The organism is Arthrobacter sp. USHLN218, assembly GCF_037144715.1.
Classification (GTDB): Bacteria; Actinomycetota; Actinomycetes; order Actinomycetales; family Micrococcaceae; genus Crystallibacter.
Map to the genome: position 1 here is coordinate 43,056 of NZ_JBBCYT010000001.1, position 24,098 is coordinate 67,153.

Here is a 24,098-nt window from a genome sequence, read left to right on the forward strand (position 1 = left end):
GTTGACTCCGATTCGTGTAGTGATTTGAATCACATTCATTTTGGGTTGTCGGGCGATGCCGTCTATGGAAGGGTTCAGTCAACATTGTTGACAATGATGTCCGATCCTTCGACACGAGGACCTTCGATGCCATCTTCCGCGCCCTTGGCCGCACTCACGCCCAAAGTCGTCATCGGCTTTCTTGGAACCTGGGTCCTGGCACTGCTCGCCGCCAACCTGGTTCCCGTCCTCATTGGCGCTCTCATTGCCGATCTCGGTATGTCGGTGGCGTCGGCTTCCGCCCTCGCGACGGCCATGTCCCTAGGCACCGCCACCGGCATATTCGCCACCAATAAGCTGGTGGCCAAGGGGGACCGGCCGAAGATGGCCCGGATCGGCCTGCTGGCCATGGCGGCCGGATTCGGCCTCGGCGCAGTAGCCCTGACCGCTGTCGCGGTGGTGGCGGGAGTCGTGCTGGGCGGCATCGGCGCCGGCATCGTGGTGGCAACGGCGACGGCGGCCTCCTCGGCCACCCGCGACCCGGACAAGACCGTCAATACGGTGATGATCGTCAACCGGCTGGCCGCGGCTGCCCTGCTGGCCGTCGTTCCGCTGCTCGGCAGCGACCTGCGGAACATCCTGGCGATCCTGGCAGCGTTGGGACTGGTTGGGCTGCCCGCCGCCAGCGGACTGCCCAACCTGCCCATCGAGGCCGCGCACAGGCCGGCCGCCGGGAAGGGAGCCGGCGCCAAGGCCGTTGTCCTGGCCCTGGTCTTCGGGCTCTGGAGCATGACTGAAGACCTCGTCTACGCGATCTCCGGCGTGATCGGCATGGACAGTGCCGGGATGACCCTGGACAGCATCTCGTTCGTGATCTCGCTCAGCGTGGTCGGCGGACTCCTCGGCGCGCTCGCCTCGCCGCTGGCGCTGAGACTGCTGGGCCGGTCCCTGGCCATCATCCTCATCATCACGGTCGGCTCAGTGTGCAAGTACGCCGTCCTCACCGCCACCTCGGCGGCCATCCTGTCCGCGGGAATCGTGCTGGCCGGCACGATGTACGGCGCCGTGCTGGCTTTGGTCTTCGGCCTGGCCGCCCGGATGGACCTGTCCGGCCGGGTCGCAACGCTGGTCATGGGCGTCTACATTGTCGGAGTCGCACTGGGGCCGGTCATCGGCGGCAACTTGGTCGGCGTGGCCGGCCCCCAGGTCCTCGGGCTGGTGATCGCCGTCCCGAGCCTCGCGTTCGGCGCCCTGCTCTTCGCCATCTCCCGCCGCAGCGGCGTCTCCGAACGCGGCGGGGAACTGCCCGAAGCCGCCCCGGGCCACGAGCCGGCCGCGGCTACAGTGGAGTGACGCACCGGCTGACAGGGGGGTGGAGGCAATGGCAGGGACCGGGACGAGCGCCCCGCGGCAGCGCGCCAAGGGACTCTCGCGCGAGGTCATCGTCGACGCCTGCCTGCAGCTGGCCGACGAAGCGGGCGGCTCGGCACTGACATTCCGCCGCATAGGACAGCTGCTCGGCGCCGACCCCACCGCGTTGTACCGGCACTTCAAGGACAAGGATGAGCTGCTGCTGGCGCTGGCCGACCGGCTGATCGGGGATGCCCTGCGGGACTTCGAGCCGGGGCCCTCGTGGCGGGACACCATTAAGGACCTGGTTGTCCGGGGACGCCGCGCCTACCTAGCCCACCCGCAGGTGGCCGCCCTGGCCGCGGTTCGGGTGACCCGGCAGGAATCCGAGATGCAATTCATCGAAACCATGCTGTCCACGCTCCGCCAGGCCGGCTTCGGCCGGGACGACGCAGTCCGGATCTACCGCGCCTGCGCCGACTTCATGCTGGCCTGGACCGGCTTCGGCGCCGCGTTGAAGTCCCTGGGCGAAAAGTCCGAGGCGGACAACCGGGCCTGGGCCGAGGCCTACGCGCAGGCGCCGGCCGACCGGTTCCCCAACGCGGCGGCCTCCGCGGCCGCCATGCCGGGAATCAGCGACGAGGAGAACTTCGCCTTCGCCCTCGACCTGCTGCTCGACGGGATCGAGGCCCGGCTGCCGGGTTAAAGCAAGCGGCGGGGCCGGCAGCAACAACTCTGCCGGCCCCGCCTACGTGCGGGTGTTCGTCAGCCTCAGCCCTCGGCGTGCTTGTCCGCCGTTTCGAGCGCGGCGTCCAGGATGGCCAGGCCGGCCCGGGCGTCCTCCGCCGAAATGTTCAGCGGCGGGACCACGTGGATGCGGTTGAAGTTGGCGAACGGCAGGAGCCCGCGGGACTTGCAGGCGCCGATCAGCTCATTCATCGCCGGGCTGGAACCGCCGTACGCCGCGAGCGGCTCCCGGGTCTGCCGGTTCTTGACCAGCTCGATCGCCCAGAACGCGCCCACGCCGCGGACCTCGCCGATGGAGGGGTGCTTGGCGGCCAGCTCGGCCAGCCCCGGCCCGAAGACGGTTTCGCCCAGGTCCGCGGCGTGCTCCACCATCTGCTCGTCGCGCATCGCATTGATCGTTGCGACGGCGGCCGCGCAGGCCAGCGGGTGGCCCGAGTAGGTCAGTCCGCCCGGGTAGGCCCGGTCCGCGAACGTCGCGTAGATCTCGGGGGACATGGCCACGCCGCCGAGCGGGACGTAGCCCGAGTTCACGCCCTTGGCGAAGGTCATCAGGTCCGGCACCACGTCGAAGTGGTTGATGGCGAACCACTTGCCCGAGCGGCCGAACCCGGCCATGACCTCGTCCGCGATGAACATGATCCCGTACTTGGTCGCCAGCTCGCGCACGCCCTGGATGTAGCCCGGCGGCGGCACCATGATGCCGGCGGTGCCCGGGATGGACTCCAGGATGATCGCCGCGAAGCGGTCGGCGCCTTCGAGCTGGATGGTCGTTTCCAGATGCTCCAGCGCGCGCTGGGTTTCCTCGGCCTCGCTGGCGGAGTGGAACTGCGAGCGGTACAGGAACGGTGCGTGGAAATGCACCGTTCCGGCGTTGCCGTAGTCGTTGGCGATGCGCCGCGGGTCCCCGGTCACGTTGACGGCCAGCGCGGTGCCGCCGTGGTAGGAACGGTAGGCCGAGAGCACCTTGTACCGGCCCGTGTGCAGCCGGGCCATCCGGATGGCGTGCTCCACCGCGTCCGCGCCGCCGTTGGTGAAGAAGATCTTGTCCAGTTCGCCCGGCGTCAGCTCGGCGATCAGCCGCGCCGCCTCGGACCGCGCGTCATTGACGTGCTGCGGGGCGACGGTGCACAGCTTGCCGGCCTGCTCCTGGATCGCCGCGACGACCTTCGGGTGCTGGTGGCCGATGTTGGTGTTGACCAGCTGTGAGGAGAAGTCCAGCAGCTTGCTGCCCTCGCCGTCCCAGACGTAGGAACCCTCGGCGCGGACGATGGTCATGGGCTTGATCTGCTCCTGGGCGGACCAGGAGTGGAATACGTGCTTGCGGTCCAGCTCGTAGGCGCGCCGGCCGGCCTCGAGCTCGGCCTCGCTGACCTCGGTGCCGGTGTGCGCTGCGGTGGTGGTCATTCAAGTCTCCTTTTCGAACAACGACGGCTTCAATGGCGGGCTTCGGTGCGCTGCCTCAGGCGTTCTGCGGGAACCCGAGGTTCAGCCCGCCGTGGCTCGGGTCCAGCCAGCGCGTGGTGACGACCTTGCCGCGGGTGAAGAAGTGCACGCCCTCGGCGCCGTGCGCATGGCTGTCGCCGAAGAGCGAGTTCTTCCAGCCGCCGAACGAGTAGTACGCCATCGGCACCGGGATCGGCACGTTGATGCCCACCATACCCACCTCGACCTCGTTCTCGAAGCGCCGGGCGGCACCGCCGTCGTTGGTGAAAATCGCCGTGCCGTTGCCGTACGGGTTGGCGTTGATCAGGGCCAGCGCCTCGTCGTAGGTCTCGGTGCGGACCACGGAGAGGACCGGGCCGAAGATCTCGTCGGTGTAGACGGACATATCCGGGGTGACGTTGTCGAAAAGGGTCGGGCCGAGGAAGAAGCCGTCGCCTTCCGCGTCCGCCTTCACCTGCCGGCCGTCCAGCACCACGGTGGCACCCGACGCCTCGCCGGCCTCGATGTACCCGGCCACCTTCTCCCGGTGCGCCTTGGTGACCAGCGGGCCCATGTCGGTGCCGCGCAGGCCGTCGCCGATCCGCAGCGTGCGGGTGCGCTCGGCGATCTTGGCGACCAGCTCGTCGGCGATCCCGCCCACGGCGACCAGCGCCGAGATGGCCATGCAGCGTTCGCCCGCGGAGCCGTAGCCGGCGCTGACGGCGGCGTCGGCGGCCAGGTCCAGGTCCGCGTCCGGCAGCACGATCATGTGGTTCTTCGCGCCGCCCAGGGCCTGCACGCGCTTGCCGGCGGCGGTGCCCTTCTCGTAGACGTATTTCGCGATCGGGGTGGAGCCGACGAAGGAGACCGACTTGATCTCCGGGTGCTCCAGCAGAGTGTCGACGGCCTCCTTGTCGCCGTGCACCACGTTGAAGACGCCGTCCGGCAGGCCGGCTTCCTTCCACAGTTCGGCGACCCAGTTCACGGCGGTCGGGTCCTTCTCGCTCGGCTTGACCACTACGGTGTTGCCGGTGGCGATGGCGACCGGGAAGAACCACATCGGGACCATGGCCGGGAAGTTGAACGGGCTGATGATCGCCACCGGGCCGACCGGCTGGCGGATCGAGTGCACGTCCACCTTCGTCGAAGCGTTCTCCGTGTAGCCGCCCTTGAGCAGGTGCGGGATGCCGCACGCGAACTCCACGACTTCCTGGCCGCGGCTGACCTCGCCGAGGGCGTCGTCGAGGACCTTGCCGTGCTCGGAGGTGATGATGGCGGCGAGCTCGCCCTTGCGGGCGTTGAGCAGCTCGCGGAAGTTGAACAGGATCTGGACCCGCCGGGCGAGCGAGGTGTCGCGCCAGGCCGGGAAGGCATCCGCGGCTGCGGCCACTGCCTCATTAACGACGGCGGCGCTCGCCAGCGCGACGCGGCCGGAGACTTTGCCGGTGGCGGGGTTGGTGACGTCCGCGTGGCGGCTGTCGGCGGGGGAGGCATAGGCGCCGTTGATCCAGTGCTGGATGGTCTGCATAAAGGAAACTCCTGGTGGTTCGCTGGTGAAGCCGGCCGGTGGCCTGCCGCTGACTCCATCGTGCTCCTTCCGGGGCGCCAGCACCATTGCCAGGCTGTATAAAGAACAGCCGTTCCGCTTACACTGTGTCAATGCATCTCACGCTCGAACGCATCCTGCGCCTGCCACCGCTGGCGTCCGGCCGGCCGGAGGTGCTGGCCGGGACCGGCCGGCTGCAAGACCCCGTCCGCTGGGTCCACGTCGCTGAACTGAAGAGCCTCGTGGGCCTGCTGGAAGGCGGAGAGCTGGTCCTGACCACCGGCCTCGGCTTCGGCACGTCCGCCGCCGAAGCCGCCCGCTACCTCGGTGAGCTGGCCGCACTGGGGGCCGCCGGCGTCGTCGTCGAAATCACCGCGGACCGTCCCGAGGCCGCAGCCGCCCTGCGGCAGGCCGCCCGCGATGCGGCGCTGCCCGTGGTGCTGGTGACTCAGCGCGTCAGGTTCGTGGAAGTGACCGAGGTGGTGCACCGGCTGATCGTCGCCGCCCAGCTGGAACGGGTGGAGAAGGCCCGCGAGGTGCACGAGGTCTTCACCATGCTCAGCCTCGAAAGCGCCTCGCCGGAGGAGATCGTCGCGCGCACAGCGCAGCTGATCCAGTCCGCCGTCGTGCTCGAGGACGTCGCCCATCTGGTCCTTGCCTTCGACCCCGCCGGCACCGCACCGGGGGACCTGCTGGCGGACTGGAAGCGCCGGTCCCGGGCCGCGCACTTCCGCGAGGAGACCGCGCGTACGGGCGACGAGGGCTGGCTGCAGACGCCGGTGGGGCTGCGCGGCCAGCGCTGGGGCCGGCTCGTGGTGCCGGGCCTGCTGGGCGACGAGGCGGAGGCGGCGATGGTGCTGGAGCGGGCCGGGCAGGCGCTGACCATCAACCGGATGGCGGAGCGGGACCAGCGCGAACTGGGCCATCAGGCGCAGGCCGGCCTGCTGCACGAGCTGCGCCAGCGGCGTTCGCTGGACGAGGCGGAGGCACTGACCCGTGCCGCGGCCCTCGGGCTGCCTCCGGCCCCGCTCTACGTGCCCGTGGTGCTGCGACTGGACCATGCCTCCGCCGAGGAGCCCATCGCCCTGCAGCGCCGGGAGCGCGCCCTGCTGGAACTGGTCAACCGGGTGCTGGCCTCCTCGCGGAACGCGGCGCTGGCGGCCAGCCTGCAGACCGGCTCGGTTGCCGTGCTGCTGGCCCTGCCCGCGCGGCAGCTGGAGGATTCCGTGCTGGAACGCATCTGCGGCGAGCTGGCCGACCGGTCCGCCGCCGCCGCCGAAGACCTGCGCTGGACCGCGGGAGTGGGCCGCCCGCACGCCCGGCTGCTGCAGGCGGCGGCCGGGCTCGACGAAGCCGGCCAGGTCGCCGAGACCGCGAGCACGCTGCCCGCCGGCGCCAAGCGCTTCTACCGCTCGACCGACGTCCGGCTGCGCGGCCTGCTCACGCTGCTGCGGCACGATCCGCGCGTGCAGACCTTCGTGGAGGCCGAACTGGCCGGGGTGCTGGAGTCCGGGAACGACGGCGGGGACCTGGACCTGCTGCAGCGGTACCTCGAGAGCGGCGGCAACAAGTCGGAACTGGCCCGCAGCGGGTACCTGAGCCGGCCCACGCTGTACGCCCGGCTGGCGCGGCTGGAACAGCGGCTGGGGGTGCGGCTTGACGACGCCGAATCCCGGACATCGCTGCACGTGGCGCTGCTGGTCCACAGGCTGCAGGGGCTCTAGCGGAACCGTCCCTACCCACTGGTAGGGTCGGTGCCATGACCGAGGAACTGGGCAAGTTCATGGACCATTTCGCCGAGCTGGTGCAGCTGGCCCAGTCCGGTGCCCACCGGTTCCGGAAGGGCGAGCAGCTTATAGACGTCCTCACCGCGCACCTCGGCGTGCCCGCACACGAGCTGCCGGTGGTCGTAGAGGAGATTCCGAGGCACCGGTACGTGGACGCAGACATCCTGCTGGCAGGCCTCGCCGGGGAGGACCCGGGGCACCGGCTCGTCGGGATCGGCGGCGGGGACCACCGGCACCACGCCGCGTTGAGCGACATGCTCCAGCACGCGCAGCTCTACGCTCAGTTCCCGCTGGCGCAGCCGGACTACTCCAACTCGGCCGTGGGCCCCAGCGAACAGCGGCAGACCATCGCCCTCGGTGTCTGGCTCTTCAAGCGCGGCGGCTCGCCGGTGGCCGTGCTCCAGCGCGAGGCCAGCCCGCGCTACGGCCGGGAGGCGGCGCAGCTGGAGGTGCTGTCGGCGGAGCCGGAGGCGGGCGCGGGTCTCCTGGCGGAGCTGCGCTCGCGGATGCAGACCTTCAGCGTGCTCAAGGGACAGGTCGTCTCCCTGGCGATGGATGACTTCGGCTCCAGTGGCGCCGGCGTGACCTTCCATGAACGGCCGGACCTGACGGACGCAGACGTCATCCTGCCCCAGGGCGTGATGGACCGGATCGCCCGGCACGCCGTCGGCATCGCCGAGCACCGGGACGCGCTCAGGCGGCTCGGCCAGCACCTCAAGCGGGGAATCCTGCTCTATGGACCGCCCGGCACCGGCAAGACCCATACGGTCCGCTACCTGCTCAGCCGCAGTGCGGGAACGACGGCGATCATCCTCTCCGGCGGGTCCCTCGCCTTCATCTCCGAAGCTGCGCGCATGGCACGGGCGCTCCAGCCGTCGATGGTGATCCTCGAGGACTGCGACCTGATCGCCGAGGACCGGAGCTTCGGCCACGGCCCGCAGCCGCTGCTGTTCGAGGTGCTGGACGCCATGGACGGACTCGACGACGACGCGGACGTGACCTTCCTGCTCACCACCAACCGCGTCGACATGCTGGAGCGGGCGCTCGCGCAGCGCCCCGGCCGCGTGGACCTGGCAGTCGAGATCCCGCTGCCGGGAACCGCCGAACGCGCGGCACTGCTCGGGCTGTACGGCCGCGAACTGGCCCTAAGCCGCGAAGGCATCGCCGATGCCGCCGAGCGGACCGCCGGAACCACCGCCTCCTTCACCAAGGAACTCGTCCGGCGCACGGCCCTGGCCGCCGCTTTGGACGGCTCGGAACCCGGGGACGCCCACCTGCGCACCGCCGTGGACGACCTGATGGCGGACAACGCCCTGTTGGCCCGCAGCCTGCTCGGCAGCAGCCCGGAAGGGGACGGACCTGGAGGATTGGACGAGGACGGCTTCGGCGGATTCGCGCCGCCGTATCCCGGCCCCGGCCTGGCACCAACGCCTCCCGGTACGGGGATGCCCAGGGGCTTTGCCACCTACCAGGCGGAAGGCGAAACCGGGCTTCCGGGGTAATAGCGGCCTACAGACGGCCGGCGGAGGGCAGCATGATGGATCCGGGTACCTGCGGGCGGCGCCGGACCGCCGCCCGCAGCACTGCTAGCTCGCGGTGACGATGATCTCCCGTCTGAACAGCACCGCCTCGGTGATCCAGTGCTTGAGCTCCACGGTGAGCTTGTACTTGCCCGACTTCGGGGGCCGGAGCAGCATGTCGTAGCGTTCGGCGGCGCCGAAGTTCAGCAGCGACGTGATCAGCGGGCTGTCCGTCTCGCCGACGGGCAGGGACGGGCCGGTGGGGTCGGAGGTGTCCCGGAGGGCCCTGCCGTCATGGGAGATGAGTTCGGCCATGCGCACCGGGTTGCCGGCCATGTCGGAGAAGCGGACGTCGACGGGGTAGTAGTTGGCGTTGAGCAGGCGCAGCAGGGTGGGCTTGCGGCCGTTGCCTTCGACGTTGGCCTTCATCGCGGACAGCAGCAGCGGGCCTTCCTTCTTGGGCCGCGCGGCGAGGTTGCCGCCGAGCAGGTAGAAGTGCTTCGGCCGGAAGTTGTCCAGCCCGACGTCTTCGCCGGAGAGCCCCGCGGCGTGGTTCAGTTCGTGCCACCGGGGGTCGAGGGAATACGGGACCAGGATGGTTTCCGTGGCGATGTCGTACTCCGGACCGTCGACGAACGCGCGCCGGGCACCTTTGCTGACCGGGTATTTCGGATGCACGTGCGGGTCGATGATCAGCGGCCCGAACATGCCCATCTGCACGTGCAGCGTGGTGTTGACATGGCAGTGGTAGAAGTACGTGCCGGAGGCGCCGAAGTTCGGATTGCCGGGCCGGCCCTTCTCCGGCCGCCACTGGTAGGTGTAGTGTCCGGAGACCTCGAAGGAGGTGTGGCCGACGCCGTCGTTGCGGGGGTCGGGTTCCATTCCGTGCCAGTGGATGGTGTGGACCTTCTTGCTCGGCTTGACCGTACCGTGGAACAGTTGGCCCTCGGTGAGCCGGATCAGCGGGGCGGGGAAGATCCGGCCGGAGTTCTCCGTCTCGAACGTCCACATCTCGTGCTCGGCGCCGTCGTCGAATTTCATCTTGCGGTTGAAGAAATCGAACTCTTCCTTGCGGTCCGCCTTGAGCAGGAACTCCGTCTTCGGGCTGCCTTCATGGATCTGGTCGGAGCTGAAGTCGACCTGGGTGCGGTAGAGCTTGTGGCCGGGTGGCCTGATGGCGGTGCCTGGTTTCGCGGTGAGGGGCCGGGGCCGGTCTCCGTCGGGGCCGGGCGGCGGGGTCACGGGGCCGGGCGGCTCCGGGACGTTGGCCGGCTCGGCCACGGTCCAGTGCCCCACGAGTCCGCCGGGATACATGCCGCCGCGGGCGATCTGCGACGGTTCGGCGTGGCAGTGCATCGGATAGTCCCAGTCGCCGGCACGGGCGTCCCAGATCTGGTCCGTGGCCTCCGGTGGCCGGCGGACCGGAAGCACGGAGTCCTTGCGGTCGAGGGGATGGACCTCCACCACGTCTTCCCACTGCTGCAGCACGATGTGGCCCTCGTCGTCGATGAAGCCGCCGCCGCGCGGAAAGAACGTGCCGTTGCGCCGCACGGTCCAGATGTGGTTGCCGTGGAAGTGCAGCTGGTGGTGCACCACGCCCGCGTTGACGAAGCGCATCAGCTGGCCGGTCCGCACGGTGTCCGCGGTGCCCTGCTGGCTGAAGTTGCGCACGTCGATCGAGCGGGCCGAACCGGACATCAGCGAGTCCTCTTCGCGTTCCTCGTTCAGCGCCTTGTCGGTGCTTACCGCCAGGGATTGGAAGCCGGAGCGCCCGTTCAGGGTGAAGTAGCGCGGGAATGCCGGCGTCTTGTCCGGGTCGACCTCCTGGCCCCGTGAGGCCAGGCGCGCCCACTGCGGATCGACGTTGTGCAGGATCCAGAGCCACTGCCGTTCGAACTCCGGGCCGTCCGGCTGTAGCCGCCAGGCATGGTCCGGGTTAGTGACCAGCAGCGCGCCGTAAAGCCCGAGGATGCGCTGGACGGGATCGGCCATCGGGTCGTCGTCGTCGCCGCCCGGATCGCAGTAGACGTACGTTCCCGGCGCCGGCGCCTCGAACTCCAGCAGTTTGGACCCGCCCGGCGGGATGCTGCCGGTGCCCTCGTGGTTCCCCGGACCGCCCACGTCGAGGAACTGCAGCGCATGCTCTTCGGCCAGGTGGTTCGTGACCCGGATCCGGATGGTGCTGCCGGTCTCGGCGATGAGTCCGCGTTCCGGGTAGATGCTGGCCCAGAACTCCTTGTGGACCAGGTATTCGCCCGGATTGAACGGGTCCTTGTACGCCGGTTCCGGCCGGCCCAGCGGCGGCACTTCGGCGTCCAGCGGATAGTGCCGGCTTTTCACCACTTCCCCGTTCCGGGTGAAGACGTGCGGGCTCAGCGCCAGGGCCGGTTTCGGGTCCGTGGTGGAGGTCCGCCGTTCGCCGTAGCCGCGGTGGTAGACCAGCGAGCCGTCGACCATCGGCAGGTAGCCGTCGTTGATATGGATGTCCAAGGTCTTCATGAGTGCTCCATCAGGGTGACGAGTTCGGGCACGCGCAGTTCCACGGCGGTGTCTTGCAGCGGGTCGGTAAATTCGACCAGGAAGCGCCCGGCCGACTCCGGTGCCAGGAAGCTGACCCACAGCCGTTCGGGCACGCCCGGCGCCAGCGGTCCGGCATCCCGGCCGGCGTCCTGCAGGCTGATGCTGGCGTCGCTGCTGGACGGCCGCAGCCGCAGCTGGCCGGGCGAGAACGGCACGGGTCCCGGCCCGGCGTTGTGGACTTCCAGGTCCAGCAGCACGACGTCGCCCCAGGTGTGGTTCTCCGGTTGCGGCCAGCGCAGCCCCGGTATGGCGCCGCCGTGCCCGCCGTGTCCTGCCGCCGCTGCGGGCACGGCTACACCGATCCCCGCACCGGCCGCCGTCACGGGTTGGCCGGACATGCGCGCCAATGCCACCCGTCCGACCAGCGGCGACGGCGAACCGTCCGCCGAGAGCCGGGCCAGTCGGGCCGCGCGGAGCAGCCGCAGGGAGCCGAATGCGGTGTCCGCTTCGGTCTGCCCATGCTGGACGCTCTTGGCGACGACGCCGAAGCTGGCGCCGCCGATGATGACGGCCGCGCCGCCACCGAACAGCAGCCCGAGCTGCCGCCGGGTGAGCACCGGCCCCCCGCGCGCGGTGGAACCTTCCGCATTTCCCTGCGGTTCAGTTGCTGTGTGATGTGCCTCTGCTGCATGAACCCGTGACATGGCTGGGACTGCCTTTCCCCCGATTGGCTGGTCCCGATCATGCTGGCGAAGAAATCTTGAAAAAGCCTTGTTCACCGACTGCTTCATATAATGCGCCGGCGATGAACGCCGAGGCCGTTCGCCCGGGGCGCCGGGAAAACCATTGAAATAACACAGGCGCACTCTTAGAGTCGTATACAGAATCTCTGCGAAGGATGAGAGAGATCATGGGCGACCATAGTCACGGCGACCCGACCACCTCCGACAGCGTTGCCAAGGCTGGCCAGGGCCAAGTAGAGAAGTTCCAGGATCCTGGATTGCCTCCCCATCGCCCGCGCCTTGCCGATAAGGATCCCCGGGCCGCCAATCGTGCCGAGCGGCAGGTTGCAATTCTCTTCGTCATCTCCGTCATCGGTACCCTGCTTTTCTTCTTCGGATATTTTGCCATCCCGTTGGATGAATCCACCACGATTTCCACGCTGCGCCTGCAGAACTTCCTGCTCGGTATGGGTACAGCATTCGCCATGCTTGGGATCGGGGTCGGCGTCGTGCACTGGGCGAAGACCCTGATGCCCGACCACGAAATCGCCGAAGAACGGCATGCAGTCCGCACCGAGGAGGACCGCCAGATTGCGGAAACGATGGTCAGCGAGATCATCTCGGAGTCGGGCATCAAGCGCCGCCGGCTGATCCGCTACACCCTCATCGGTGCCGGGGTGCTGGCCATCCTGCCGCCCATCGGCATCTTGCGGGACCTGTCCAAGAACCTCGACCCCGCCGTCCTGGGACATACCCTGTGGAAGGAAGGGACGCGCCTCGCACGCGACCCCGAGGGCACCCCCATCAAAGCCGCGGACGTGACCTTCGGCTCGGCCTTCCATGTCATTCCCGAAGGCCTGAACGAACTGCATGAAGGCAAGCTCGACGAAAAGGCCAAGTCCGTGGTCCTGCTCATGCGCCTGAACCCGGAGGACCTGCATCCCAGTCCCGGCCGGGAGGACTGGGCCTACAACGGCATCGTTGCCTATTCCAAGATCTGCACGCACGTCGGCTGCCCGGTGGCGCTGTACGAGCAGCAGACCCACCACCTGCTCTGCCCCTGCCACCAGTCCACCTTCGACGTGACGCAACAATGCAAGGTGATCTTCGGCCCGGCGTCCCGACCTCTGCCGCAGCTGCCGATCACCGTGAACAGCGAGGGTTACCTGGTCGCCCGGAGCGACTTCCACGAACCCGTCGGCCCGAGCTTCTGGGAGCGGGCCCTGGTGGAAAAGGAATCCGGCCGCTAGACCTTCGAAGGACCATCGGTCCTCCATGTTCGGCTCTTCTCATGTCCGGGCTCCTCCTGCCGCCACCAACCCGACGTCCCCGGTCCCTTGCCGAATGGACCGGGGACGGGTTGGACCGCTACAGGTGGTTCAGGCCTTCCGTCAGGACGGAGCGGAGGATCTGCTCGATCTGGTCGAACTCCCGGGGCCCGATGGTGAGCGGGGGAGCGAGCTGGACCACGGGGTCCCCGCGGTCGTCTGCACGGCAGTAGAGGCCGGCGTCGAATAGTGCGTTGGACAGGTAGCCGCGGAGCAGCCGCTCCGATTCCTCGTCCGTGAAGGTCTCCTTGGTGGCCTTGTCCTTGACCAGTTCGATGCCATAGAAGTAACCCTCGCCGCGTACGTCTCCGACGATCGGCAGGTCCCGCAGCTTTTCCAGCGTGGCGCGGAACAGCGGCGCGTTCTGCTTCACGTGGTTGTTGAGGCCCTCGCGCTCGAAGATGTCCAGGTTTTCCATGGCGACGGCGGCGGAGACCGGGTGCCCGCCGAAGGTGTAGCCGTGGTAGAACGTCGTGTCCCCGTTCTTGAACGGTTCGAACAGCCGGTCCGAAGCGATCATGGCGCCGATCGGGGAGTAGCCGCTGGTCATGCCCTTGGCGCAGGTGATCATGTCCGGGACGTAGCCGAAGTCGTCGCTGGCGAACATGGAGCCGATCCGGCCGAAGGCGCAGATCACCTCGTCCGATACCAGCAGGACGTCGTACTCGTCGCAGATCTCGCGCACGCGCTTGAAGTAGCCGGGCGGCGGCGGGAAGCAGCCGCCGGAGTTCTGCACCGGCTCCAGGAACACGGCGGCGACGGTATCAGGTCCCTCGAACTCGATGGCCTCGCCGATCCGGTCCGCGGCCCAGCGGCCGAAGGCCTCCGGGTCCTCGAGCCCAGCAGGTGCGCGGTACTGGTTGGTGTTCGGGACCCGGAAGGCGCCGGGCACGAGCGGTTCGAACGGGGTCTTCATGTCCGGGATGCCGGTGATGGACAGCGCCCCCTGCGGGGTGCCGTGGTAGGCCACCGCGCGGGAGATGACCTTGGTCTTGTTCGGCTTGCCCTGCAGCCTGAAGTACTGTTTGGCCAGCTTCCACGCCGTCTCCACTGCCTCGCCGCCGCCCGTGGTGAAGAAGACGCGGTTCAGGTCGCCGGGGGCGTGGTGCGCCAGCCGCTCGGACAGGTCGATGGCGGCCGGGTGTGCGTAGGACCAGAGCGGCATGAACGCCAGCTCGCGGGCCTGTCGGGCCGCAGCCTGCGCAAGCTCCTCGCGCCCGTGGCCCACCTGGACCACGAAGAGCCCGGCAAGGCCGTCGATATACTCCCGGCCCTGGTCGTCGTAGATCAGGTGGCCCTCGCCGCGGGTAATGACGGGCACGGTGCCGCCGGCGGCCAGGTTGGAGTGGCGGGCCATGTGCATCCACAAATGGTCGCGCGCCGCCTGCTGGCGGTCGGTGCCGCGCGGAGTGCTGTAGGTGCGTTCGGTGCTGGTTTGAGTCATCGGGTTCCCCAGTTGTATTCCTGCTTCCGCAGGGAGAGGTACATGAACGTTTCCGTGCTGAGAACGCCGTCGATTCCGCGGATTTTGGTGATGAGCCGCAGCAGGTCGTCGTCGTTCGCGCAGATCACTTCGGCCAGGATGTCGAAGGAACCGGCGGTGACCAGGCAGTAGTCCACCTGGTTCAGAGCCGCGATCCTGTCGGCAACGGCCACCAGATCGTCGTCGGCCTTGATTCCCAGCATCGCCTGGCGCGAGAAGCCGAGCTGCAGGGGGTCCGTCACGGCGACGATCTGCATCACGCCGCTGTCGGTCAGCTTCTGGACCCGCTGCCGCACGGCAGCCTCGGAGAGCCCGACGGCCTTGCCGATGTTGGCGTAGGACCGCCGCCCGTCTTCCTGCAACTGCTCGATGATCGCCTTGGAGACGTCGTCGATCGGGCCGACCGCCCCGGGAGCGGCGCCGCCGCCATGCTGGGTGCTCAAGGGAGTTCCACCTCCTTCGAAGGCTTCGTGGGAATGCTGCTATTGAAGTCGCTGGCGCCGGCTTGCGCAAGACCCCCGGCTGCGGAACCAGTGGTAAACCGTGAATTCGACAATGAGATCAGTTGGGTAACAAAAAATTTACAACTGAAAACCTTGTCTGGGCGCGGGGGGTCTGCCAGTATCGACGGCACAACAGCATCCGCCTCTGACCAGGAGCCCACATGCCACAGCGCCTACCTGACGACCCCCGCCTGCGCCGCCTGGTATCCGCCCAGCTCTCGCGCCGCAACGTGCTCATGGGCACCGGTGCCTTGACGTTGGGCGGCCTGCTGGCGGCCTGCGGAACGGGCGGCACCGGCACGCCCGCCGAGGGCGGGAGCCCCACTGCCGCCGTGGACCAGTCGGATACCGACAAGGTGGTCAACTGGGCCAACTGGACCCTCTACCTGGACTACGACGACAAGGCGCAGAAGTACCCGTCGCTGGAGGCCTTTTCCACGTCCAGCGGCATCGAGGCCAACTACTCCGAAGACATCGACGGCAACGACACCTACTTCGGCAAGGTCCAGGCGCAGCTCGCGGCCGGCCAGGACATCGGCCAGGACATCATCACGCTCACGGATTGGATGGCCGCCCGGCTAATCCGCCTCGGCTACACACAGGAGCTGGACCTCGGCAACATCCCCAATTCCAAGAACCTTCTGGAGACGCTCCGGAACGTGGACTTCGATCCCGGCCGCAAGCACTCGCTGACCTGGCAGTCCGGTTTCGCCGGCATCGCGTGGAACAAGCAGGCCGTCCCCGGCGGCCTGCGTACGGTGTCGGACCTCTGGAAGCCGGAGCTCAAGGGCCGCGTGGAGGTGCTGGACGAAATGCGCGACACCATGGGCCTGCTGATGCTGGACAACGGAGTGGACATCTCCGGCCAGTGGGGCACCGCCGAATTCGACAGCGCGCTGGACGTCCTCAGCAAGCAGATCTCGGACGGCCAGATCCGCCAGGTCAAGGGCAACTCCTACAAGGAGGACCTGATCTCCGGGGACGCACTCGCGGTCATTGCCTGGTCCGGCGACATCACGCAGCTGAACTTCGAAGAGGGCGACAAGTGGGAGTTCGCACTGCCGGACGCCGGCGGCACGCTCTGGTCGGACAACCTGATGGTCCCGGTCGGCTCGCCGCACAAGGCCAACGCCGAAGCGCTGATGGACTACTACTACGACCCGAAGAACGCCGCCACCGTGGCCGCGTACGTGAACTACATCTGCCCCGTCGAGGGTGCCCGCGAGGCCATGGAGGCCATCGATCCTCAGCTGGTGGAGAACCCGCTGATCTTCCCCACGGACGACTTCCTCGCCAACGCGCACGTGCTGCGCACCCTGTCCGCGGAAGAGGAGACCGACTTCAGCGACCGGTTCCAGAAAGCGATCGGCAATTGATGGTCCAGGAACACCTTGCGGAGGAAACAACGACGGCGGCGGGCCGGGACAGCGGGGGAGCCGACCTCGTGCTGGATTCGGTGACGAAGCGGTTCGCCGACTTCGTCGCCGTAGACGAACTGGACCTGACCATACCTGCGGGCTCGTTCTTCGCGCTGCTCGGGCCCTCCGGCTGCGGCAAGACCACGACGCTGCGCATGGTGGCGGGGCTGGAGCAGCCCACCTCCGGCACGCTCAGCATCGGCGGCCGGGACATCACCCGCACCGGGGCGCACGAGCGGCCGGTCAACACCGTGTTCCAGAACTACGCGCTGTTCCCGCACATGAGCGTGCTGGACAACGTGGCGTTCGGGCTCAAGCGCCGCAAGATCCGTGGCGCCGAGGCCCAGGCCAAAAGCGCCCTGGAACTGGTGGAGCTCGGCCATCTGGCCGCCCGCCGTCCCGGCCAGCTCTCGGGCGGGCAGCAGCAGCGCGTCGCCCTGGCCCGCGCCATCGTGAACCGGCCGGCCGTGCTCCTGCTGGACGAGCCGCTCGGTGCCCTGGATATGAAGCTCCGCCGGCAGATGCAGGTGGAGCTGAAGAACATCCAGCTGGAGGTCGGCCTGACCTTCGTGCACGTCACGCACGACCAGGAAGAGGCCATGACGATGGCGGACACCGTTGCCGTGATGAACGCCGGCCGGGTGGAGCAGATGGGTGCACCGCGGGAACTCTACGAGCTTCCGCGCACGGCCTTCGTCGCGAACTTCCTGGGAAAGTCCAATCTCGTCCCCGGTGAGGTGGTCGAGGACCGCGGGGACGCCGTCGTCGTCCATGCCCGGGGCAACCGGCTCACGGTGCTCAAGGAACGGGCCGCCACGCACCACGGCCGCGTGCTGGTCGGCATCCGGCCGGAGAAGCTGAAGATGATGTGGCCGCAGGATTCCGTGGGGGACCCGGACAACATGCTGCACGGCCGGGTCGCGGACACGTCGTTCACCGGCGTCAGCACCGATTACCTGGTGGACGTTCCCGGCGTCGGGCGGCTGGGCGTGTTCTCGCAGAACCACGGCCAGCAGTTGGCGCGGCCCGGCGATGACGTGGTGCTCTGCTGGGACACGGCCCACGCCTTCGGGCTGGACGGCCGCGAGGACTCCAGCGCCGGCGCGGCCGAGGCCGCGGAAACCGCGGCGCCATGAGCCTGCTGGCCCGCAACCATGGCAAGATCCGGGATGCACAGGACCTGCCCGGCAAAGCCGCCCGGCCAGGCGGGAAGGACCCGCGCAGCGCCGGCGAAATCGGAGCGGACCGCCGCCGCAGCCGGATGGGCTACTGGCTGATCCTGCCCGGCTTCGCGTTCATGCTGCTGTTCTTCGTGCTGCCGGTCTTCTCGCTGCTGGCCACCTCGCTCTACGCCAAGCCGCCGGGTGCGGATGTCGGCCAGTTCGTGCCGGCGCTGCAGTTCAGCAACTATGCCGACGTGCTCGGCGCCTACTGGCAGGAGCTGCTGCGCTCCTTCGCCTTCGCGCTGGTCGCCACGATTGCGGCGCTGCTGATCGGCTACCCGATGGCCTACCTGGTGGCGGTCCGGCTGCGGGGGCGGAAGCTGCTGCAGGGGATCCTGCTGGTGCTGATCATCGCGCCGTTCTTCACCAGCTTCATCCTGCGCACCCAGGCCTGGAAGCAGATCCTGGCCGACGAAGGGCCGGTAGTGGCCGTGCTGCGCGCGCTGGCCCTGCTGCCCGAGGACGGCCGGCTGACCGCCACGGCCTTCGCCGTGGTCTGCGGCCTGACCTACAACTTCCTGCCCTTCATGACGCTGCCGATCTACGCGAACCTGGAGCGGCTGGACACCCGGCTGATCGAGGCCGGCACGGACCTGTACGCCAGCCCGTTCCAGACGTTCCGGACGGTCACGCTGCCGCTGTCCATGCCCGGGGTGATGGCCGGAACCCTGCTGACCTTCATCCCGGCGTCGGGCGACTACATCAACGCCGCCCTGCTGGGCAATAACCAGGACACCACCATGATCGGCCAGGTCATCGACTCCCGGTTCTTCCGCGTGGTGGACTATCCCGGCGCCTCCGCGCTGTCCTTCGTGCTGATGCTGGCGATCCTCGTGCTGGTCGTGCTCTACGTCCGGCGCTTCGGCACCAAAGAACTACTGTGAGATAAGGAGGTCAGGCGGCATGCGGCAAACCATCGGACGCTGGCTGGTCCCGGTCATCGGCGGGCTCGCGTTCCTGTTCCTGCTGGTTCCCATCGCGTACGTCTTCGCGTTTTCCTTCAACGACGCCGGACGGACCAACCTGTCGTGGCGCGGCTTCACGCTGGAGAACTGGCAGAATCCCTGCGGCGCCCCGGCGGTCTGCCAGGCGCTCGGCAACAGCCTGCAGATCGGCGCCACGGCGACCCTGCTGGCGACGATCCTCGGAACCGCCATCGCCATCGGGCTGGTGCGGTACCGCTTCAGGTTCAACGCCACCGCGAACATGCTGATCTTCCTGCCGCTGGCCACCCCGGAAGTGGTGCTGGGCGCGTCGCTGCTGGCGCAGTTCCTGAATCTCGGCGCGGACCTGGGCATGGGCACGATCATCATCGCCCACACGATGTTCTGCATCTCGTTCGTCGTGGTGACCGTCAAGGCACGCGTCGCCAGCCTGGATCCCAAGCTCGAGGAGGCCGCCGCCGACCTCTACGCCTCGCCGATGCAGGCCTTCTGGCGGGTGACCTTCCCGCTGCTGCTGCCCGGCATCGTCGCCGCCGCGCTGCTGGCGTTCGCCATGAGCTTCGACGACTTCATCATCACGAACTTCAACTCCGGCAACGTCGACACATTCCCGAAGTTCATCTACGTCGCGGCGACCAGGGGCATTCCGGCGCAGGCCAACGTCATCGGCTCGGCAATGTTCATCGTCGCCCTGCTGGTGGTTATCGGCGGACAGGTCCTGGCCAACCGCCGGGCCAAGCTGCTCGCGGCCCGCTAGCCGGAGGGGCCGCCTGCAGGCCGAATGGTGGGGTCAGCGCGCGGCCCAGGCGTCGCGCTGCGACTGCAGCCCGACGATCAGTCCCTCCAGCCCGAGCCGGAAGGCCGCATCCGCGGCCGATCCGCCCGCGCCGAGGTCCTGGCTGCGGACAGCGGACGTGAACTTCGGGTTCGCCTCGGCGAGTTCGCCGGACTCGAAGATGTCCGCCGGTGCCGTGACGTCGAAGGCGGAACCGAAGATGAAGGACTCGAGCGCCACGATGGCCGGCACGACCAGCGGCTCCGGCCAGCCGTCGTCCAGGAAGGCAGCGGTCAATGTCTCGTACATCCCCAGGGTCTGCCCCGCGCCGGTGACCGGCAGCACCGCGATCACCGGGATCAGCGGCGTGTGCCGGGTGAAGACGTCCCGGTACGACCATGCCCAGCGGCGGATCGCGGCCGCCCACGGCTCGGTCCCGAAGGCGGAGACGTCGATGCTGGTGATGATGTCGTCCTGCACCAGCACCAGCACATCCTGTTTGGAGGCCACATGGTTGTACAGGGCGGACGGGGCCACCTGGAGCGACTTGGCCAGCGCGGACATGGTCAGCCGTTCGTAGCCGCCGGCCTCGATGAGCTTCAGCGCCGCCGCCGTGATGCGCTCCTTGGACAGGACCTTCTGCGTTGGCCTTCCCGCCGGGCGGTGCGCCCCGGATGCTGCCTCGACTGCCATACCTGCGGTTTCCTCCATTGGCTACGCGTACGGATTCTCCGGGCGCCGGCTCCGGGCCCCGGACTTCATCCTACGTTCTGTCTTCACACGGACCGCAGATGCCGCTACCATGGATGTAAATGAACAGCATTCATTTATTAGACCCCGCAGGAGTGGAGACCATGACCAACATGGAACGCGACGTCGTCGTCATCGGTGCCGGACCATCCGGCCTCAGCGCAGCCCGCCGTTTGCAGCAGGAGGGGCTCTCCGTGGCCGTCCTCGAGGCCCGGGACCGGGTGGGCGGCCGTACCTGGACCGAAACCATCGACGGCGCCATGCTGGAAATCGGCGGCCAGTGGGTCTCCCCGGACCAGACGGCGCTGCTGGAGACGCTGGATGAACTGGGCCTGGAGACCTTCCAGCGCTACCGCGAGGGCGACTCGGTGTATCTCGCCGAGGATGGCACCCGCACCCGCTACACCGGCGAGATGTTCCCGGTCAGCGCGCAGACGCAGTCCGAGATGGAACGGCTGATCGCCCTGCTGGATACGCTCGCGGCCGAGGCGGGCCCCGTGGCACCCTGGACGCACCCGCTGGCCCGCGAGCTGGACACCGTCTCCTTCCACCACTGGCTCCGCCGGCAGTCTTCCGACGAGGAGGCCTGCAACAACATCGGGCTCTTCATCGCCGGGGGCATGCTCACCAAGCCCGCCCACTCCTTTTCCGCCCTGCAGGCCGTGCTGATGGCGGCGTCCGCGGGTTCCTTCAGCAACCTCGTCGACGACAACTTCATCCTCGACCGCCGCGTCGCGGGAGGCATGCAGCAGGTGTCCGAACGCCTCGCCGAAAAGCTGGGCAACGACGTCGTACTCAACAGTCCCGTACGGACGCTTCGGTGGGGCGGCGAAAACGGCGAAGGCACTTCAGTCACCGCCGTCTCGGACCGTGCGACCGTGCAGGCGCGCTACGCCATCATGGCGGTGCCGCCCAACCTCTACTCACGCGTGTCCTTCGAACCCCCGTTGCCGCGCCGGCAGCACCAGATGCACCAGCACCAGTCGCTCGGCCTGGTCATCAAGGTCCACGCCGTGTACGGCACGCCGTTCTGGCGGAAGGACGGGCTCTCGGGCACCTGCTTCGGTCCCGGCGCCCTGGTGCAGGAGGTCTACGACAACACCAACGACGGCGACGACCGCGGCACGCTGGTGGGTTTCGTCTCGGACGAGAAGGCGGACGCGGTGTTCGAGCTGAGCGCGGGCGAACGCCGGCAGCGCATCCTCGAATCGATCGCCGGCTACCTCGGCCCGGAGGCGCTGGACCCCGAGGTCTACTACGAATCCGACTGGGGCTCGGAGGAGTGGACGCGCGGCGCCTACGCCGCCAGCTACGACCTGGGCGGCCTGCACCGCTACGGGCCGGACCAGCTCAAGCCGGTCGGCCCCATCTACTGGTCGAGTTCCGACCTGGCCGCCGAGGGGTACCAGCATGTCGACGGCGCGATCCGGATGGGCCGGCAGACGGCCGACCGCATCGTCGCCGCCGACCGGGCAGCCGCCGTCGCGCGCCGCTGACGGGCGTACTGCCGCCTGCGGCGGTACAGTGGCAGCATCTTCAGGGAGGATGCAGATGACAGAGGGCCCCGACTACACCCCGGCCTACGTGGCCGACCTCGCCCAGGAGCACGGACTCGACATCATTCCCGCCAGCGTGGAATTCAACGAGGCCGGCCTTGACTATCTGGTGGCATTCGCGACGGCGAAGGACGGCAAGGCGTGGGTCCTGCGGATTCCGCGGCGGCCCGATGCCGCCGTCAAGATCGCCGACGAGGCCCGCATCCTGAAGCTGGTCAAGGGCCGGCTCTCGGTCTCAGTCCCCGACTGGCGCATCCGGAGCCGGACCCTGGTGGCGTACCCCGCGCTGCCCGGGTATCCCGGACTTACCCTGGAGGACGGTGAAGCGGCCTGGCATTTCGACCGGGAGTCGACGTCCTACTGCCGGTCCCTGGGCCGGCTTATTGCGCAGTTGCACCGAATCGATGCCGAGGCGGCCCAGGCCGCCAGGATCCAGACTCTTACCCCGGCCGAGGTCCGCGAGGAGTGGCGCACCAATCTGGCCAAGGTCAGCGCGGAATTCAGCATCGCCGAGCGACTGCTTGAGCGGTGGAACGCCTGGCTGGACGAGGAGAGCTACTGGCCCGACTTCACGGTCTTCACGCACGGCGAGCTTTACCCCGCCCATCTGCTGCTGGACGACGACGCCGAAATCAGGTCGGTGCTGGACTGGACCACGGCGAAGGTGGGCGACCCCGCGGTCGACTTCATGTTCCACCACAGCATGTCCACGCCGGAGGCCTTCGAGCTGACGGTCCGGACCTATATCGACGAAGGCGGACGCATTCCCCGGCGGCTGCCGGAGCAGTGTGCCGAGATCATGGCGGCCGCGCCGATCGGCTACGGCGCCTACGCGCTGGCGACGGGCGACCCGGATCACTGGGCGGCGGCGGCCGCCCAGCTCGACCCGGAGGAGTGACGCGGGCGGGCGCTAGGCAACCGCAGGAATCGGCGGCGCATCACAACAAGGGCCCTGCCTTCCAGAGAAGGCAGGGCCCTTGCTCGCGGCGGGGCGGATCGGCAGAGTGTCTCAGGCGTTTCGTCCCCGCGGCTTGCCCGACTTGGACTTGGTGCCCTTGCCCTTGGCGAGCGGATTGTTCTTGGCCGGTTTCCCGGACGGAGCAGGCTTTTCGGCGGAAGCGGGCTGCGCCGCCGGGCGGACAGGGACAGAAGCCGCCGCGGGGCGGGCCTGGGCGGTCGCCGATGCCGTGGCGGGCTTGGCTGCAGCTGCCGCGGGGGACGCCTTCGGGCGGGCTTGGGCGGTAGCCGCGGCTTCCGGACGGGCCGGAGCACGCTTCGCCTGGCGGGGTGCGATGGGGGTGGCCGGCGCCGCTGCGGCGGGAACGCCGCCGTCGTTCCGGGTACCACCGGCACCCACGGCACGCTCCGGGACGGGCAGCTGGGGACGCGTCGCCTGGGGGCGCTGGAGCGGCGCGGGCGGAAGCGGACGTGCGGCAGGAACCGCCGGCACGGCCGCCGTGCCGGAAGCTTCCAGGAAGACCGGCTGCGGCCTATTGGCCTCCGGGCGGGCGCCCGCGGGCTCGGGGCCGAAGAACTTGTCCGTGTAGCCGAGCCGTTCGATGATCGTCCAGACCGATGCGGCGGCGATGACCAGGGTCAGCAGCACGGCGGCACCGGTTCCGTAGATCCGCACGAGGGCCTCGACGGGGGAAATCGCGTTCTGCTGGGCGTAGTTCGCGAGCCTGAGTGCCACCCAGAACAGGGCGATGATGCCCAGGACGGCAAGGGGAACACCGATGCCCGTTTCCCTAATCCGCTCCGCGGCGTGGCGCCAGCCATCCATCAGGCGGCTCGCGGGTGTTGTCCGGCGCTGCTCCGGGGTTTTGTTGGGAGACGGGGAAGTCACTTGGTGCTCCTTTCCTTAGGTTGTGGAGTCGCCCGGGTGCGAGGCGACGAGTTCGCGGACAAAGCGGTCGAGGAGGGTGGCCAGTGCCTGCCGGTCCTTCTTGGACCAGCCGGCCAGCAGTTCGTCGAAGAGTTCTGCTCCCGCGGCGCCGATCCGGCGCCGCAGTTCGCGGCCCTCCGGCGACGTGCTGACCAGGGTGGCGCGGGCGTCATCCGGGTCGTTGTGCCGTTCGATGAGGCCCTTGCTGTCCAGCCTATTGACCTGGGGTGTCATGGTCGACTTGTCCACGCCGTGTTGGCTGGCCAATTCCGAGAGCCTGACCGGGCCGAAGTTGTGGATGAAATCGAGCAGGACGACGTCGTTCGCCGACATATCCTCGGCCGCGGGGCCGAAGAGTTCCTTGCGGCCCTGGGACCTGGCGGTCCAGCGCATGAGCTGCGTTACGCCGGCGCGGACGAGGTCCCCGGGTGTCGGGGATTCGTCTGATGGGGGATCTGCGGAGACTTCCTGCATGCCTCGATTCTAGCCGTTTTAGTTTGGTTTGACCAATCAAATTGTTTGGTTTGACCAACCAAATGGTGTTTGTGGGCAAGCTCACGATGGAGCGTGGCCGCGGTCTGGAGCCGGACATCTGCGCCACCGAAAACAGGGAGGAACATTCTGCACTAAGTATGCTTAT

Annotated in this window: 20 protein-coding genes; 11 read left to right on the plus strand and 9 right to left on the minus strand. The window is 68.4% G+C overall.

Annotated elements, in window-relative coordinates:
- The first annotated feature begins 126 nt into the window (after positions 1-126).
- Together WFH44_RS00220 and WFH44_RS00225 are read left to right on the plus strand one after the other, a co-directional pair.
- Positions 127-1,332 (plus strand): MFS transporter, encoded by a 1,206-nt coding sequence (locus WFH44_RS00220; protein ID WP_336710774.1) that lies wholly within the window; start codon positions 127-129, stop codon positions 1,330-1,332.
- Between the two features lie 28 nt (positions 1,333-1,360).
- Positions 1,361-2,035 (plus strand): TetR/AcrR family transcriptional regulator C-terminal domain-containing protein, encoded by a 675-nt coding sequence (locus WFH44_RS00225; protein ID WP_336710775.1) that lies wholly within the window; start codon positions 1,361-1,363, stop codon positions 2,033-2,035.
- 65 nt (positions 2,036-2,100) lie between these two features.
- Here WFH44_RS00225 and WFH44_RS00230 read toward each other — a convergent pair whose 3' ends face one another.
- Entirely contained in the window at positions 2,101-3,480 is a 1,380-nt protein-coding gene (locus WFH44_RS00230) for an aspartate aminotransferase family protein (protein WP_336710776.1), read from the minus strand.
- A 55-nt stretch (positions 3,481-3,535) separates the two neighbouring features.
- A complete protein-coding gene (locus WFH44_RS00235; protein WP_336710777.1) occupies positions 3,536-5,026 on the minus strand; it encodes a CoA-acylating methylmalonate-semialdehyde dehydrogenase in 1,491 nt (496 codons plus the stop codon).
- A gap of 131 nt (positions 5,027-5,157) precedes the next feature.
- Here WFH44_RS00235 and WFH44_RS00240 point away from each other — a divergent pair, with 131 nt between their 5' ends.
- Both WFH44_RS00240 and WFH44_RS00245 read left to right on the plus strand, forming a co-directional pair.
- A complete protein-coding gene (locus WFH44_RS00240) occupies positions 5,158-6,768 on the plus strand; it encodes a PucR family transcriptional regulator (RefSeq protein WP_336710779.1) in 1,611 nt (536 codons plus the stop codon).
- 35 nt (positions 6,769-6,803) lie between these two features.
- A complete protein-coding gene (locus WFH44_RS00245) occupies positions 6,804-8,333 on the plus strand; it encodes an ATP-binding protein (RefSeq protein ID WP_336710780.1) in 1,530 nt (509 codons plus the stop codon).
- Between the two features lie 84 nt (positions 8,334-8,417).
- On the opposite strand, the gene WFH44_RS00250 is transcribed toward WFH44_RS00245, so the two are convergent.
- Positions 8,418-10,850 (minus strand): multicopper oxidase domain-containing protein, encoded by a 2,433-nt coding sequence (locus WFH44_RS00250; RefSeq protein ID WP_336710782.1) that lies wholly within the window; start codon positions 10,848-10,850, stop codon positions 8,418-8,420.
- Complete coding sequence (locus WFH44_RS00255) at positions 10,847-11,488, minus strand: hypothetical protein (protein WP_336710783.1); 642 nt, start codon at positions 11,486-11,488, stop codon at positions 10,847-10,849. Before WFH44_RS00255 ends, WFH44_RS00250 begins: the two co-directional genes overlap by 4 nt.
- A 293-nt stretch (positions 11,489-11,781) precedes the next feature.
- Here WFH44_RS00255 and qcrA point away from each other — a divergent pair, with 293 nt between their 5' ends.
- Positions 11,782-12,843: a cytochrome bc1 complex Rieske iron-sulfur subunit gene (gene qcrA, locus WFH44_RS00260; RefSeq protein WP_336710785.1), complete on the plus strand. Its 1,062-nt coding sequence runs from the start codon at positions 11,782-11,784 to the stop codon at positions 12,841-12,843.
- A gap of 118 nt (positions 12,844-12,961) precedes the next feature.
- Here qcrA and WFH44_RS00265 read toward each other — a convergent pair whose 3' ends face one another.
- Both WFH44_RS00265 and WFH44_RS00270 read right to left on the minus strand, forming a co-directional pair.
- Complete coding sequence (locus WFH44_RS00265; protein ID WP_336710787.1) at positions 12,962-14,365, minus strand: aspartate aminotransferase family protein; 1,404 nt, start codon at positions 14,363-14,365, stop codon at positions 12,962-12,964.
- Complete coding sequence (locus WFH44_RS00270; RefSeq protein ID WP_336710788.1) at positions 14,362-14,847, minus strand: Lrp/AsnC family transcriptional regulator; 486 nt, start codon at positions 14,845-14,847, stop codon at positions 14,362-14,364. The genes WFH44_RS00265 and WFH44_RS00270 overlap by 4 nt, the downstream gene beginning before the upstream one ends.
- A gap of 221 nt (positions 14,848-15,068) precedes the next feature.
- Here WFH44_RS00270 and WFH44_RS00275 point away from each other — a divergent pair, with 221 nt between their 5' ends.
- Genes WFH44_RS00275 through WFH44_RS00290 form a run of 4 tightly spaced genes read left to right on the plus strand, consistent with a single transcriptional unit; the run spans position 15,069 to position 19,249 of the window.
- Positions 15,069-16,283, plus strand: coding sequence for a polyamine ABC transporter substrate-binding protein (locus WFH44_RS00275; RefSeq protein WP_336710790.1), 1,215 nt, complete (start codon positions 15,069-15,071; stop codon positions 16,281-16,283).
- The gene (locus WFH44_RS00280; protein ID WP_336710792.1) at positions 16,283-17,461 is read left to right on the plus strand and encodes an ABC transporter ATP-binding protein; all 1,179 of its coding nucleotides are present in this window, start codon (positions 16,283-16,285) and stop codon (positions 17,459-17,461) included. The genes WFH44_RS00275 and WFH44_RS00280 overlap by 1 nt, the downstream gene beginning before the upstream one ends.
- Complete coding sequence (locus tag WFH44_RS00285) at positions 17,458-18,432, plus strand: ABC transporter permease (protein WP_336710794.1); 975 nt, start codon at positions 17,458-17,460, stop codon at positions 18,430-18,432. Before WFH44_RS00280 ends, WFH44_RS00285 begins: the two co-directional genes overlap by 4 nt.
- 19 nt (positions 18,433-18,451) lie before the next feature.
- Positions 18,452-19,249, plus strand: a complete 798-nt coding sequence (locus WFH44_RS00290) for an ABC transporter permease (protein ID WP_336710795.1) — start codon at positions 18,452-18,454, stop codon at positions 19,247-19,249.
- Between the two features lie 33 nt (positions 19,250-19,282).
- Here WFH44_RS00290 and WFH44_RS00295 read toward each other — a convergent pair whose 3' ends face one another.
- Positions 19,283-19,960 carry a TetR/AcrR family transcriptional regulator gene (locus WFH44_RS00295; protein ID WP_336710797.1) on the minus strand — a complete coding sequence of 226 codons (678 nt, stop codon included), beginning with the start codon at positions 19,958-19,960 and terminating at the stop codon, positions 19,283-19,285.
- A gap of 161 nt (positions 19,961-20,121) precedes the next feature.
- On the opposite strand from WFH44_RS00295, the gene WFH44_RS00300 reads away from it, so the two are divergent.
- Together WFH44_RS00300 and WFH44_RS00305 are read left to right on the plus strand one after the other, a co-directional pair.
- A complete protein-coding gene (locus WFH44_RS00300) occupies positions 20,122-21,513 on the plus strand; it encodes a flavin monoamine oxidase family protein (RefSeq protein ID WP_336710799.1) in 1,392 nt (463 codons plus the stop codon).
- Positions 21,514-21,568: 55 nt separating this feature from the next.
- On the plus strand, positions 21,569-22,471 hold the full coding sequence (locus WFH44_RS00305) for a macrolide 2'-phosphotransferase (protein ID WP_336710800.1): 903 nt from the start codon (positions 21,569-21,571) through the stop codon (positions 22,469-22,471).
- Between the two features lie 111 nt (positions 22,472-22,582).
- Here WFH44_RS00305 and WFH44_RS00310 read toward each other — a convergent pair whose 3' ends face one another.
- Positions 22,583-23,419 carry a hypothetical protein gene (locus WFH44_RS00310; protein ID WP_336710802.1) on the minus strand — a complete coding sequence of 279 codons (837 nt, stop codon included), beginning with the start codon at positions 23,417-23,419 and terminating at the stop codon, positions 22,583-22,585.
- A gap of 15 nt (positions 23,420-23,434) precedes the next feature.
- Positions 23,435-23,932, minus strand: a complete 498-nt coding sequence (locus WFH44_RS00315; RefSeq protein ID WP_336710803.1) for a MarR family winged helix-turn-helix transcriptional regulator — start codon at positions 23,930-23,932, stop codon at positions 23,435-23,437.
- Positions 23,933-24,098 lie beyond the last annotated feature (166 nt).

What these genes read in the sequence shown, in the direction of transcription:
- WFH44_RS00240 (WP_336710779.1), top strand. Translation starts at nt 5,158, where the DNA reads ATGCATCTCACGCTCGAACGCATCCTGCGCCTGCCACCGCTGGCGTCC.
- qcrA (WP_336710785.1), top strand. Translation starts at nt 11,782, where the DNA reads ATGGGCGACCATAGTCACGGCGACCCGACCACCTCCGACAGCGTTGCC.
- WFH44_RS00295 (WP_336710797.1), bottom strand. Translation starts at nt 19,960, where the DNA reads ATGGCAGTCGAGGCAGCATCCGGGGCGCACCGCCCGGCGGGAAGGCCA.
- WFH44_RS00285 (WP_336710794.1), top strand. Translation starts at nt 17,458, where the DNA reads ATGAGCCTGCTGGCCCGCAACCATGGCAAGATCCGGGATGCACAGGAC.
- WFH44_RS00245 (WP_336710780.1), top strand. Translation starts at nt 6,804, where the DNA reads ATGACCGAGGAACTGGGCAAGTTCATGGACCATTTCGCCGAGCTGGTG.
- WFH44_RS00235 (WP_336710777.1), bottom strand. Translation starts at nt 5,026, where the DNA reads ATGCAGACCATCCAGCACTGGATCAACGGCGCCTATGCCTCCCCCGCC.
- WFH44_RS00220 (WP_336710774.1), top strand. Translation starts at nt 127, where the DNA reads ATGCCATCTTCCGCGCCCTTGGCCGCACTCACGCCCAAAGTCGTCATC.
- WFH44_RS00300 (WP_336710799.1), top strand. Translation starts at nt 20,122, where the DNA reads ATGACCAACATGGAACGCGACGTCGTCGTCATCGGTGCCGGACCATCC.
- WFH44_RS00315 (WP_336710803.1), bottom strand. Translation starts at nt 23,932, where the DNA reads ATGCAGGAAGTCTCCGCAGATCCCCCATCAGACGAATCCCCGACACCC.
- WFH44_RS00230 (WP_336710776.1), bottom strand. Translation starts at nt 3,480, where the DNA reads ATGACCACCACCGCAGCGCACACCGGCACCGAGGTCAGCGAGGCCGAG.
- WFH44_RS00275 (WP_336710790.1), top strand. Translation starts at nt 15,069, where the DNA reads ATGCCACAGCGCCTACCTGACGACCCCCGCCTGCGCCGCCTGGTATCC.
- WFH44_RS00280 (WP_336710792.1), top strand. Translation starts at nt 16,283, where the DNA reads ATGGTCCAGGAACACCTTGCGGAGGAAACAACGACGGCGGCGGGCCGG.
- WFH44_RS00225 (WP_336710775.1), top strand. Translation starts at nt 1,361, where the DNA reads ATGGCAGGGACCGGGACGAGCGCCCCGCGGCAGCGCGCCAAGGGACTC.
- WFH44_RS00250 (WP_336710782.1), bottom strand. Translation starts at nt 10,850, where the DNA reads ATGAAGACCTTGGACATCCATATCAACGACGGCTACCTGCCGATGGTC.
- WFH44_RS00265 (WP_336710787.1), bottom strand. Translation starts at nt 14,365, where the DNA reads ATGACTCAAACCAGCACCGAACGCACCTACAGCACTCCGCGCGGCACC.
- WFH44_RS00305 (WP_336710800.1), top strand. Translation starts at nt 21,569, where the DNA reads ATGACAGAGGGCCCCGACTACACCCCGGCCTACGTGGCCGACCTCGCC.
- WFH44_RS00290 (WP_336710795.1), top strand. Translation starts at nt 18,452, where the DNA reads ATGCGGCAAACCATCGGACGCTGGCTGGTCCCGGTCATCGGCGGGCTC.